Annotated in this window: 9 protein-coding genes and 2 pseudogenes; 3 read left to right on the top strand and 8 right to left on the bottom strand. The window is 38.5% G+C overall.

All coding sequences use genetic code 11. From position 1 onward, the window contains the following. Nucleotides 1-176: 176 nt before the first annotated feature. The 7 genes and pseudogenes from lon to J7R12_RS04700 all read right to left on the bottom strand — a co-directional run bounded on the left by lon (nucleotide 177) and on the right by J7R12_RS04700 (nucleotide 10,825). A complete protein-coding gene (lon, locus tag J7R12_RS04730) occupies nucleotides 177-2,600 on the bottom strand; it encodes an endopeptidase La (protein ID WP_126603118.1) in 2,424 nt (807 codons plus the stop codon). A 174-nt stretch (nucleotides 2,601-2,774) separates the two neighbouring features. Further along, a complete protein-coding gene (clpX, locus tag J7R12_RS04725; protein ID WP_126603117.1) occupies nucleotides 2,775-4,049 on the bottom strand; it encodes an ATP-dependent Clp protease ATP-binding subunit ClpX in 1,275 nt (424 codons plus the stop codon). A 181-nt stretch (nucleotides 4,050-4,230) separates the two neighbouring features. After that, nucleotides 4,231-4,863, bottom strand: coding sequence for an ATP-dependent Clp endopeptidase proteolytic subunit ClpP (gene clpP / locus J7R12_RS04720; protein ID WP_126603115.1), 633 nt, complete (start codon nucleotides 4,861-4,863; stop codon nucleotides 4,231-4,233). A gap of 142 nt (nucleotides 4,864-5,005) precedes the next feature. Further along, nucleotides 5,006-5,807 (bottom strand): annotated as a pseudogene (locus J7R12_RS04715) (hypothetical protein). 12 nt (nucleotides 5,808-5,819) lie between these two features. Then, nucleotides 5,820-7,196: a Trk system potassium transporter TrkA gene (gene trkA / locus J7R12_RS04710; RefSeq protein ID WP_126603113.1), complete on the bottom strand. Its 1,377-nt coding sequence runs from the start codon at nucleotides 7,194-7,196 to the stop codon at nucleotides 5,820-5,822. Nucleotides 7,197-7,200: 4 nt separating this feature from the next. Next, nucleotides 7,201-8,559: a nitrogen assimilation response regulator NtrX gene (gene ntrX, locus J7R12_RS04705; RefSeq protein WP_126603111.1), complete on the bottom strand. Its 1,359-nt coding sequence runs from the start codon at nucleotides 8,557-8,559 to the stop codon at nucleotides 7,201-7,203. A 1-nt stretch (nucleotide 8,560) separates the two neighbouring features. Continuing rightward, nucleotides 8,561-10,825, bottom strand: a complete 2,265-nt coding sequence (locus J7R12_RS04700; protein ID WP_126603109.1) for a sensor histidine kinase NtrY-like — start codon at nucleotides 10,823-10,825, stop codon at nucleotides 8,561-8,563. Between the two features lie 182 nt (nucleotides 10,826-11,007). Here J7R12_RS04700 and rirA point away from each other — a divergent pair. From rirA to J7R12_RS04685, 3 genes and pseudogenes are all read left to right on the top strand, one after another. Further along, a pseudogene (gene rirA / locus J7R12_RS04695) lies at nucleotides 11,008-11,460 on the top strand (iron-responsive transcriptional regulator RirA). 14 nt (nucleotides 11,461-11,474) lie between these two features. Beyond that, nucleotides 11,475-12,668 carry a bifunctional 2-C-methyl-D-erythritol 4-phosphate cytidylyltransferase/2-C-methyl-D-erythritol 2,4-cyclodiphosphate synthase gene (locus J7R12_RS04690; RefSeq protein WP_197721530.1) on the top strand — a complete coding sequence of 398 codons (1,194 nt, stop codon included), beginning with the start codon at nucleotides 11,475-11,477 and terminating at the stop codon, nucleotides 12,666-12,668. Next, nucleotides 12,665-13,153: a CinA family protein gene (locus J7R12_RS04685; RefSeq protein WP_126603105.1), complete on the top strand. Its 489-nt coding sequence runs from the start codon at nucleotides 12,665-12,667 to the stop codon at nucleotides 13,151-13,153. Before J7R12_RS04690 ends, J7R12_RS04685 begins: the two co-directional genes overlap by 4 nt. An 89-nt stretch (nucleotides 13,154-13,242) precedes the next feature. On the opposite strand, the gene J7R12_RS04680 is transcribed toward J7R12_RS04685, so the two are convergent. Further along, complete coding sequence (locus tag J7R12_RS04680; RefSeq protein ID WP_126603103.1) at nucleotides 13,243-13,704, bottom strand: type II toxin-antitoxin system RatA family toxin; 462 nt, start codon at nucleotides 13,702-13,704, stop codon at nucleotides 13,243-13,245.

Raw genomic sequence — 13,704 nt, 5'->3', positions numbered from 1 at the left:
CAGTTTATTGAAAAGTACAGCAAACTGAAGCCTTATTTTTATCCAAAACATTGTTTTTTTAGCAATAATCACAGTTATTCACGGAATTTTTTACTTTTTTTCAAAATAAACAGAAAAACAACTACAAAAATACCTTCTGCTGCTTTAAAAATGCTGTTTCAAATGAGATAAATGAATCAGTGTGCAATCTGTATTCCCTCACTGTCACTCTCCGTTCTAAGAGGCACAGGCACCGTGGAAGGCTCTGTCCATTCAATAGGTTCAGGAAAATGAACCAAAGCATGCTTAAGAACCTCACTCACATGGTTTACTGGAATAATTTCCATATTATTTTTGACATCATCGGGAATATCAACCAAATCTTTTGCATTCTCTTCAGGAATAAGTACTTTTTTTATTCCTCCTCGAAGAGCAGCCAGTAATTTTTCTTTTAATCCTCCAATCGGTAAAACACGCCCACGTAAAGTAATTTCACCGGTCATTGCAATATCTTTATGTACTGCTATCCCTGTTAAGACTGAAACAATTGCTGTTACCATCGCAATCCCTGCTGATGGCCCATCTTTTGGTGTAGCACCCTCTGGAACATGAACATGAATATCACGTTTATCAAAAAGCGGAGGTTCAATGCCAAAATCAACAGCCCGAAAACGTACATAAGATGCTGCAGCTGAAATTGATTCTTTCATGATATCACGTAAATTTCCAGTTACAGTCATCTTGCCTTTACCTGACATCATAACGCCTTCAATGGTCAAGAGCTCTCCACCAACCTCTGTCCACGCAAGGCCTGTCACAACACCAATTTGATTTTCTCCTTCAATCTGGTTGTAGTGATAACGTTTAACACCTAGGAAATCATCAATATTATCTTTTGTAATCTTTATAGATTTTTGGTGTGTTTTAAGAATTCTTGTTACTGATTTACGCGCAACTTTCATTAATTCACGCTCAAGGTTACGAACCCCCGCTTCACGTGTATAAAATTGAATAATCGACTTTATAGCATCTTCAGAAACACTGAATTCTTTTTTAGTCAAACAATGATCTTTCAATGCTTTTGGTAAAAGATGCTGCTTAACAATCTCTATTTTTTCACACTCAGTATAGCCAGCAATACGAATAATTTCCATTCTATCCAGTAACGGCCCTGGAATATTAAGCGTATTTGCAGTGGTAATAAACATGACATCAGAAAGATCATATTCTACTTCTAAGTAGTGATCAATAAATGTACCATTTTGTTCAGGATCAAGTACTTCTAATAAAGCTGATGAGGGATCTCCACGAAAATCTTGTCCCATTTTATCAATTTCATCAAGTAAAAAAAGCGGATTCGATTTTTTAGCTTTTTTCATAGACTGAATAATTTTTCCGGGCATAGAGCCAATATATGTCCGGCGATGCCCACGAATTTCTGCTTCATCCCGCACCCCTCCTAAGGAAATACGAACATATTCACGCCCCGTCGCTTTTGCAATAGAGCGCGCTAGTGATGTTTTCCCAACACCAGGAGGCCCCAATAAACAAATAATAGGCCCTTTTATCTTCGATGCACGACTTTGTACTGCTAAATATTCGACAATGCGCTCCTTGACTTTTTCAAGCCCAAAATGCTCATTATTCATGATTTTTTCAGCAAAGTCTAAATTGTTTTTAATCTTCGATTTTTTGCCCCAAGGCATTGCTAATAACCAATCAAGATAGTTACGTACAACTGTCGCCTCTGCAGACATAGGGGACATATTCCGTAATTTTCTCAATTCTGCTCCAGCTTTTTCATGTGCTTCCTTGGAAAGTTTTGTCTTCTTGATGCGTTCTTCTAATTCAGAGAGCTCATCACGGCTATCATCACCCGCCCCCAACTCTTTCTGAATAGCCTTCATCTGCTCATTGAGATAATATTCTCGTTGGTTTTTCTCCATTTGCCGTTTAACATGCGAACGAATACGCTTTTCAACCTGTAAAACAGAAATTTCTCCTTCCATGAAAGAAAGAACGCGTTCAAGGCGACGACGTATAGGTAATAGCTCTAATATTTCCTGCTTTTCTGAAAGTTTAATCATTAAGTGAGAAGCAATAGTATCAGCAAGCTTAGAAGGATTATCAATCTGTCCAATAGCATTAACAACTTCAGGAGAAATTTTTTTATTAAGTTTTACATAATTTTCAAAATAAGAAATTACCGACCTTGAAAGAGCTTCAATCTCAACATCATTCTCTCTAGACTCTTCTGTAGCAAAAGCATAAGCCTGATGATAATCTTCATTCGCAGCAAATTGGCTAATTTTTGCACGTGCAGTGCCTTCAACCAAAACTTTTACAGTTCCATCAGGAAGCTTTAAAAGTTGAAGAATATTGGCAAACGTACCAATATCATAAATATCTTCTGCTTTTGGATCATCATCAGAAGCATTTTTTTGTGTGACTAAAAGTATCTGTTTATCAACCGCCATTGTTTCTTCAAGAGCACGAATCGACTTTTCTCGACCCACAAAAAGCGGAACAATCATATGTGGGAAAACAACAATATCACGAAGAGGTAAAACAGCGTAAAACCCCTCTCTTACTTCATCTGTCTTTTCATCAATATATTGCATAACTCTCCTTTCTGGAGCCTATCATCTATCCCCTACACAAAACCACCCCCAGAAAACCTCAACTTTCCACAATACATGAAGTGGTAACTGCAAACATATAAATCAAGCATTATGACTATAATATTCAGAAACATCCATCCTCAAATGGTGTTTATTACCACTTATCGCACAACATCATGCCGATACATTTTCTTTATCTTCTACACGCTCTGAGTAAATGTAAAGAGGACGTGCTTTTCCATCAACCACATCACTTGAAATGACCACTTTTTGAACACCTTCAAGAGACGGCAGTTCAAACATCGTTTCAAGAAGTATTTTTTCCATAATAGAACGTAAACCACGCGCACCAGTTTTACGCTCAATCGCCTTTTTAGCAATAACCCGTAAAGCATCTTCATGAAATGCTAACTCAACATTTTCCATCTCAAAAAGACGCTGATATTGCTTCACCAACGCATTTTTAGGTTGAGACAAAATTTGAACAAGGGCATGAACATCTAAATCCTCTAAGGTGGCTACAATAGGAAGACGCCCAATAAACTCTGGTATCAAACCAAACTTTATAAGATCTTCAGGCTCTAAATCACGAAAGATTTCACCAACACAACGTTCATCAGGTGCTTTAACTGTGGCGGAAAAACCAATAGAAGTTTTCTCACCACGCCCTGAAATAATCCGTTCTAAACCAGCAAAAGCTCCCCCACAAATGAATAAAATATTTGTTGTGTCAACCTGCAAAAACTCTTGTTGCGGATGTTTACGCCCACCTTGAGGAGGAACAGAAGCAATCGTTCCTTCCATAATTTTTAACAATGCTTGCTGAACACCCTCCCCCGAAACATCCCTTGTAATAGAAGGATTTTCAGCTTTACGAGAAATCTTATCAACCTCATCAATATAAACAATACCACGCTGCGCACGTTCAACATTATAATCAGCAGCTTGAAGAAGCTTTAAAATAATATTTTCAACATCTTCACCGACATAGCCAGCTTCAGTTAAAGTGGTTGCATCTGCCATCGTAAAAGGCACATCGATAATACGCGCCAGTGTTTGTGCTAGATAAGTTTTACCACATCCTGTTGGACCAACAAGAAGAATATTTGATTTTGCTAACTCAATATCATTGCTCTTAGACTGATGCGCAAGTCGCTTATAATGATTATGGACAGCAACAGAAAGAACACGCTTTGCATGTTGCTGGCCAATGACGTAATCATCAAGAACTGTTATAATTTCCTGTGGAGTAGGAACACCATCACGTGCCTTAATCCCAGAAGATTTATTTTCTTCACGAATAATATCCATACAAAGCTCCACGCATTCATCACAAATGAATACAGTAGGCCCTGCGATAAGCTTACGCACCTCATGCTGACTTTTGCCACAGAACGAGCAATAGAGAGTATTTTTTGATTCGCCCCCACTATTGCCAATTTTGCTCATTTTTCTTTCCTTTCACCACAGTATATGAATACTTCGTCTTTTCAAAGGAAGTTTTTCATAACAAAAATTAAAAGACATATAAAAACTGTATTTCATAATATCTTTAGGTATTTTTCCTTATATTTTACGATATTCTTACAAAGCTCTTTTTTAAAAGTAGTTCTTTTTTCTATAAAAACTCTTAATCTTTTTCTTCTTTTTCAGTTTCTGCGCGATATTGTATAACATCATCAACTAAACCAAATTGCTTGGCCTCTTCCGCCGTCATAAAATGATCACGGTCAAGAGTCCTCTCAATAACCTCATAATCCTGACCTGTATGTTGAACATAAATTTCATTTAAACGCCGTTTCATCTTTATAATATCTTGTGCATGCCGTTCAATATCCGAAGCCTGACCTTGAAAACCACCAGATGGCTGATGCACCATAATACGTGCATTTGGTAATGTAAAACGGTGACCTTTCGCTCCAGCCGTTAAAAGTAATGATCCCATAGATGCAGCCTGCCCCATACAAAGTGTAGAAACAGGAGGGCGAATAAACTGCATAGTATCATAAATTGCCATACCAGACGTCACTACACCACCAGGTGAATTGATATAAAGACTAATTTCTTTCTTAGGATTTTCGGCTTCCAAGAAAAGCAATTGTGCACAAACAAGCATCGCCATATTATCTTCAACAGGACCATTAATAAAAATAATCCGCTCTTTTAAAAGACGAGAAAAAATATCATAGGCCCGCTCACCACGATTAGTCTGTTCAATAACCATAGGCACAAGGCTTAATGCTGTTTTCATTGGATCACTCATGTTTTCACTTTCCGTTCATATAACAATCGCTCTTTACGCATTCAATGCCTTTCTCCATAGGCTAATATCTTACGCAAGTCACTATCAATGCTCTTCAAGCAAGATTAAAATCCCAGTGGTTAAAATAGTCATAATAACTCTATCAAAACAAATCGTGCTCATCAGGAATGTGAGACTCTGCCCAATGATAAAAGCTTCCCTCCTGAGGTCTTTGAGTAGTCTTTGTCTTTTTGTGAATATGAAATCCTATTAAACGTGGATCTGAAAGTGGTTTAAGGCCAAAAGCAGGATCAAAAATATGTTCAGTTTTTCGCCCCGTCCAATAATAAAAAGTTTCCTTTTCCTTTGCTTCACGAAAAAAACCATATCGTTTGGCTAATCGGGAAATACCATCATTGCCAAAAATCGTAACTCTAAGACTTCCCGGTAAAATCGGCATTTTTTCCTCTTTAACCAGAATGGTTTCCAAACACGATGTTTAAATCCAAGCCAATTAGGAACAATTTCTGTGCCTACCCAATAATCTTCAAACACTTTTATAATAGGGTTATCCGATGGAAAATAAAGTGCAGAAACGCCTACTCTTACAGCATTTTCTTTTGCAAGCCAAATTTTATCTGCATTTGGGTGAAATGGTTTAATGAGATAAACATCTGTATCTAACCAAACGCCTTGCCGATATTTCATCAGCATAACACGAAAAAAATCCGAAAATTGAACAATTGTGCAGCCCTGTTTGCTATCAGAAAAATTAGGATCTAGACGATAAATTGCCGAATGTGGGAGGATTGATTCGGCTTCATGCAGTTCAATACCAACCGGTAAATTTCTATTTTATCATAACTAAAAAACTTAACGCGTTGCCCAGTTTTAACCATTGAAGACAAACACAGTCTATCAACCAGCCTTAATTGTCCCCTATATCCAAAAGTGCCAATATCCATATACGTAATATATCAAAAATATTCTAAACTGACACGGAAGAGCTGCTCAACATCACGAACATACTCAGAAAGAGCAAAAATGACTATCCGATCACCAGATAAAATACGCGTATCTGCCGAAAGCTGTATGATTGTTTTATTACGATAAATTGCTCCAATTCTCAAACCATCTGATAAATTGAGCTCTGACAATGACTTCCCAACTAATGAAGATGTTTGCATAACTTCAGCCTCAATAATTTCTGCCTGCCCATTAAAAACCGAATGAACAGCACGAATACGTCCACGGCGCATTTGCTGCAAAATTCTCGATATAGTAACACTATGTGGATTAAGATAAGCATCCACACCAACGGCACGGCTAAACTCTTGGTAAGCAACATTGTTAATCAAGACCATATTGGCTTTACATCCCAATCTTTTAGCAATAATAGCACTTAAGAGGTTAACTTGGTCCTGATTGGTCAATGTAATCATTAAATCAGACTGATCAATTCCAGCTTCTTGAAGAATCACTGGATCTAAGACATTACCATATAAAACAGTCGTTTTTTCGAGTTGATCAGCAATTGTTAACGCTCTCTCTCTATGCGATTCTATAATCTTTAATCTTAGTTTATGAAGGCGCTTTTCAATAGCCTGAGCAACATAAAGACCAATATGACCACCTCCTGCAATAATCATGCGGTGTGCATCTTGTTCTTTATGACCAAAAAGCCCAACAGCCCGACGCATCTGATCACGAGCAACAACAAGATAGGTCACATCGCCAACGCGTAACTGTGTTTCTGAGTGCGCAACTAATAATTCTGATCCACGCTTAATAGCGGTAACGGTCGTGCGAAGATCTGGAAAAAGCTCCGTTAATTGACGTAAAGGTGTATTAATAACTGGACAATCTTCCATACATTCCAAAGCTAACGCAACAACATCATCATTACAAAAATAAAGAACATCTATTGCACCAGGTAACGCAATACGACGTAAAACCATTTCCCCAACTTCAACTTCAGGCGAAATAACTACGTCAATGGGAATATTCTCTCTAGCAAAAAGTGTTTTATAACGTGGTTCTAAATAAGATTGTGAACGAATACGTGCTATTTTTGTTGGAATGTTAAATAATGAGTGTGCTACTTGGCAAGCGACCATATTGACTTCATCAAATAAAGTGACAGCAATCAACATATCAGCTTTGTCTGCATCGGCAGCTAAAAGAACTTCAGGTCGTGAACCGTGACCAACAAAACCTCTTACATCCAACGTGTCGCGGATTTTTTCAATTAATCTCGTCTCAATATCAATAACAGTAACATCGTGATTTTCAGCGGCAAGACGCTCTGCTATCCCATAACCGACCTGTCCTGCACCACAAATAATAACACGCATAATCTTAAGAAACTCCAAGTGCTTTAAGCTTACGGTGCAAAGCTGAACGCTCCATACCTATAAATTCAGCTGTACGTGATATATTTCCACCCAGACGCCCAATCTGCGCTATTAAATACCTCTTTTCAAATAATTCTCGTGCTTCACGCAACGGTAAGTCCATGATACCCTCATCTGCATCCACTTGAATGCGTGGCAAAGAATCACTCACTTCACTAGGGAGAAACTCTGCTGTTATCGGCCCATCACCATCACGTACAAGAATGAGAAGACGCTCAATATTGTTGCGCAATTGCCGGACATTACCTGGCCAAGCGTGCGTTTGCAAAATAGCTATCACATCATCACTGATTTCACGGGGCTTAATACCAACCTGCTGCGATATTGTTTTAACAAAATGACGCACAAGTTCCGGAATGTCTTCACGACGCGCTGACAGTGGTGGAACAGTAATAGGAACAACGGAAAGACGGTGAAAAAGATCCTCTCTAAAGCGTCCATCAGAAATGAGATTTTCAAGATTTTGTGCCGTCGAGGAAATAATACGAACATCCACCTTGACACGTTTTGTACCGCCAACCCTCTCAAATGTCTGCCCTGTCAATACCCGAAGAATTTTACCTTGAGTCTCACGTGGCATATCTGCAATTTCGTCAAGATATAATATTCCACCATGAGCTTCCTCTAATGCGCCGATTTTGCGCTCCCCTCCCTCCATTTCGCTGCCAAATAATTCTATTTCCATTCTTTCTGGGGTCATCGTTGCGGCATTTATTGTAACAAATGGCCCATTCGAACGTGTTGAAAGTGCATGAATAGCACGTGCAACCATCTCTTTCCCTGCACCTGACGGACCTGTAATCATGACACGACTATTGGTTGGTGCTACTTTTTCTATGATTTGGTGCAAATGTTTTATAGCAGTTGATTTTCCGAGAAGTTCCAATGTCTCACTTGAACGCTTTCGTAATTCTAAAAGCTCACGTTTTAAATTCGAGTTTTCAAGAGTTCGTTCTGCAACCAATACAAGTCGATCAGCTTTAAAAGGTTTTTCAATAAAATCATACGCCCCTCGTTTTATAGCAGAAACAGCTGTCTCAATATTACCATGACCAGAGATCATAACGACTGGAAGAGCGGGATATCGCATTTTAATTTCATCAAGCAATGCCAAGCCATCAAGACGGCTTCCTTGTAACCAAATATCTAAAAAAATAAGCTTTGGAATACGCTCACTAATTTGTACTAAGGCTTCGTCAGAGTTGCAGGCAACACGCGTTTCATAACCTTCATCATCCAAAATACCAGAAACAAGCTCACGAATATCTGCTTCATCATCAACAATTAAGATGTCTGATACCATTCTATTCCCCTATCTTACGACCTGTAGCCTCTATAACATTATCCTGCTTAATCCCATCTGCTGGAAATATCAAACGGATCATCGCACCACGGCCCTCATAAAAACTCTTCGGTGCATCATGCAATTCCATAGAAGCACCATGATCTTCAATAACTTTACGCACAATAGCCAACCCGAGCCCTGTTCCCTTTTCCCGCGTTGTTATATAAGGTTCTAATATTTTTTGCCTTTGCTCTTTAGGAAGCCCTTTACCGTTATCAATAACATCTACAACCACACATCCTCTTTGTCGATAAGAACGTACAAGAATATGACCGCGAATATTTTCCTCTCGCATGACCGAATCTATAGATTCGCTGGCGTTTTTGATAACATTACAGAAAGCTTGCACAATGAGACGATTATCAAATGCACCTACAAGTGGGACATTTCCTAAATCTTGCTCGAAATGAATATCATGTCTTGTCACTTCTATCAAGAAACATGCTTCACGCAGCAATCCACGTATATCTAAAACATTCATTTGCGGTTTGGGCATACGGGCAAAAGAAGAAAATTCATCAACCATACGCCCAATGTCTCCAACTTGTCGAATAATCGTATCAATACATCGCTCAAAAACCTCTCGATCTTGGGTAATAACTTTGTTGTAACGTTTACGAATACGTTCAGCCGATAACTGAATAGGTGTAAGCGGATTTTTAATCTCGTGTGCAATACGGCGTGCAATATCTGCCCACGCTGAAGTACGTTGTGCTGCAACAAGGTCTGTAATATCATCAATTGTCAAAACCCACGATTGCCCCTGTCCATCATCTTCTTCCATCGTAATTTGCACATTCCAAACACGCTCTTGTCCTGCAATACTTAAAGTTACCTGCTCACGATGATTCTTACGATCTAGCGAACGTGCAAACTGAAAAACCTGCCAAATTTCAGCACTTAATGATAAAAGACTGTGCCCAATAACTTGCTCAGAGCGGATATCAAACATTGTCTCAATAGATCGATTGATAATTGTAATATCACCATTATCATCAATGCCCGCCACACCCGCTGTTACACCAGACAAAACCGCTTCAGAAAAACGCCGTCTCTCATCAATTTGATCGCGAACTGCAATCAGCTCATTGCGCCGACTTTTCAGTTCACTCACCATATAATTAAAAGTTTTCGATAACTGCCCAATATCCCCATCTTTTGCGCGTACGGGTACAAAAATTTCCATATTTCCAGAAGCAACATCATCAGCAGCACTAATGAGAAGACGGATAGGGCGTACCAAACGATCAGCAACAGCGATACCAGTCCAAATAGCTGATAAGAACAAACTAAAGAAAAGACATAAATAAAGCATGCCAAATGCGATTTGCGTCAGCAAACGATTTTCATTTAAATCACGATAACGATCTGTATTGACTTCCGTTAAACGCAAAGCAGACAAAACTTCTTTATCAACGTCACGTACCAAATACAAAAATGTGTTTGGAATATTCGTAAATTTTAAAATAATACCAAAATAATCATGAACCCCGGGTTGAAAAGAAAAAGGTCTTGCGCTGGTTGCACGTTCAATAAGATGGGAAGGAGGAATCGGCAATTTATCCTCATCACCAAGATCACTCGATATAAAAACAGTTCCGCTAGAACTTAACAAAAATGCACCACGCAGATTGCGCCCTTTAGCGTGACGCGTCAATTGTATCCTATATTCAGCGACGCTACGCTCTAAAAGCCTTTTGTTATCAAGTGCAAATGCCATAGCATAGGATAAATTTTTTAAATTTTGCAACATTTCATCCGCATAGGCATTGGCTAAATTGATAGAAGAACCTACAATCTGCCGTGTTGTTGTATCAAACCATCGATCAAGTCCTAAATTCAATGCAGGCCCTGATACAAGAGCAACTGCAACAGCCGGCATAGTTGCAACAAGTGCAAATAACGAAATAAGACGCACATGAAGGCGAGAACCTGCTCGCCTTGAGCGCCACGCACGAATGATGGGGATCATCTCATAAAAAACAATGATCACAAGCCCCAAAACCCAAACACTATTAATCCCTATAAGTATCAGGGTTACAGCTCTACTGGGAATAACAGGGGTTAATCCAATAAGAATAATAAACGAAACAGATGCTGTTAGCAAAGCCAACACAATAATTGTAATACCCAAAAAGATATACATCTTGCTTAAGCGATACAATTCATCATTAGAGGTGTTTTGATTTATATCTTGGAGCTTCGTCACTGATGTTGTATTCATGATTAGCTTACATTATCCTATCCCATCACTCTCATATAACCTCTTGTGACAAAAGTTGACAATACCAATGCCACATTTAAAATAAAACAAATTTAGTATTAGTAAATGAGGAAAGAACTTCTACATTTTCAAAATATCTTTAAAATAAAGTGTATTCAGTGATAGTTTACAGAGGAGATGAGATGCGGTTAACAAAACAGACAAATTATGCGCTCCGAATGCTCATGTACTGTGCAAATAATCAAGGATCTTTAAGTCGTATTCCAGACATTGCCAAAGCATATGCTGTTTCTGAGTTTTTTCTATTTAAAATTCTTCAACCACTCGTTGAAGCAGGTTTCATACAAACAGTACGTGGGCGCAATGGTGGAATTAAATTAGCCAAACCCGCAACAGAGATTTCGGTGGCTGATGTTGTAAAAGTAACAGAAGACAACTTTTCCATGGCAGAATGTTTTGATACTGCAGAACCTAATTGCCCATAGATAGATTTTTGTGGTTTAAATATTGCACTTCAAAAAGCATTAAATGCTTTTTTTGATGTATTATCAATGATATCTCTTGCTGATCTACACAGACCAAAATTGCAAAATCAATTTAAAACTGATGACCATAAAATAATAAAAATAATATAAAAGGAGATTTAAGTATTTCTATTGCAGCAATCATATTAGCCGCGGGACGCGGTGAAAGAGCGGGGGCTCCACAAAAAATTCCAAAACAATACCGGCTTCTAGGACAAGAGCCTGTTATTTGTCATACTGTGCGTTGTTTTGTACAGCACCCAGCCATTACAATCATTATCCTCGTTATTCATCCAGAAGACCATAAAATCTGTGAGCGAACTATCATCGAATTTAAAGAACACCTCATCATCGTTGAAGGAGGTGATACACGTCAAGTATCCACCTTACGTGGGCTTCATGCACTTAAAGAATTTAAGCCCCAATATGTCCATATTCATGATGGTGCTCGCCCTTTTATCACAAACCAACTCCTCGACAAAATACACAGCACTGTCAATCTTCAAGAAGGTGTGCTTCCCGTTCTCCCTATCCCTGATACCCTCAAACGTGTAAATAGCGAACACTATGTTTTAGAAACAATTCCACGCACCCATCTTTATAGTGCACAAACTCCACAGTGTTTTCCCTTTGAATCTATCTTAGCTGCCCATGAAAAAGCAAAGCAAGCTTGCAAAAAAGAATTCACGGATGATTCTGCAATTGCAGAATGGTCTGGAATTCCTATGCGGACCATCCTTGGAGATCCTAACAATATGAAAATTACATGGTACGAAGATTTTGACACTGCACATTTATATCTCCAGAAAAAAATGCAAATATTTCCTGATCTGCGCACTGGCAATGGTTATGATGTTCACTCTTTCGAGGAAGGAGATTCTCTTACATTATGTGGTATAGAAATTCCTTTTCATAAAAAATTAAATGGACACTCCGATGCTGATGTCGCTCTTCATGCACTCACAGATGCTCTTCTTGCTACTCAAGGGGCAGGAGATATAGGTACACATTTTCCTCCCTCTGATCCCAAATGGAAAAGTGCATCTTCAGAAATTTTTCTACGCCATGCTCTTGATATTGTTAAACAAGCAGGTGGACGTATTGCCAATATTGATATTACACTGATCGCTGAAGAACCTAAAATCGGCCTCTATCGTCATACAATGATAGAAAATCTTATGAGGATACTGACAATTTCATCTGATCGAATTTCCATCAAAGCCACAACAAATGAAAAACTCGGATTTATTGGTCGTGGTGAAGGCATTGCAGCCTTTGCAACAGCTAGCGTCCTTTATCCAGGAGAAATTCCAAAATGACATATTTTTGTGAAAAGCAAGCATGTGAAGTCCTTACAGCTTGTCGCCAAAAAGGTTTGCTTTTATCAACTGTTGAATCTTGTACAGGAGGGCTCATTGCTGCAAATCTCACCAGTATTGCAGGATCGTCAGATGTATTCGATTGTGGATTTGTTGTTTATTCAAATGAATCTAAAACGCGCCTTGTTGGCGTATGTGCTGAACTTATAAAAAGCTATGGTGCTGTTTCAAAAGAAGTCGCTCTTGCAATGGCTGAGGGTGGATTAAAATATTCACACGCTGGAATTGCAGTTTCTGTAACAGGAATTGCTGGACCGGGAGGAGCATATCTCGATAAACCCGTAGGACTTGTGCATTTCGCAGTTGCGTACCAAAACCATAAAACCTTGCACACAGAAAAGCACTTTGGAAATCTCGATCGTAATGCTATCCGCTATGCAACTGTTGAAAATGCTTTGAACATGATCTTGAATGCTCTTCAGTGATATTCTTCACATCTGATTTCTAGTTTTATGTTACTACAATTACAGCTCATGATATCTGATACGTATCATACAAAAATAAACTGAATAAATTATGTTATTGGAGGTCCATAGATTCGGTGTGCGCGCATTTCAAAAGCATCGGTAAATTTACGAACAGCAATATCAAACATTGATCCCATGACTAATCCAAGCATTTTGCTTTTAAATTCATAATCAATAAAAAAATCTACACGACATGCATTACTCTTCTCAATATCATGAAAAGCCCAACGATTTTCAAGATATTTAAATGGACCATCAATATATTTCACCTCTATGAGATTTTTCTTTGGCTGAAGAAACACTTGGGTCGTAAAAATTTCTCGGATAACTTTATAACCAACTATCATATCAGCAAGAATTAATGTTTTTTCTTCATATTCCTTACGAGAACGTACAATTAACCCTTCACACATTGGTAAAAATTCAGGATAATGTTCAACATCTGCAACAAGATCAAACATTTCACTGGCACTATGGGCAATCTGCCGATGTGTTGTAAAAGTTGGCAT

It is taken from the genome of Bartonella vinsonii subsp. vinsonii (genome assembly GCF_902825235.1).
Taxonomy (GTDB): Bacteria; Pseudomonadota; Alphaproteobacteria; order Rhizobiales; family Rhizobiaceae; genus Bartonella; species Bartonella vinsonii.
This window is presented reverse-complemented; position numbering and strand designations above follow the sequence as displayed.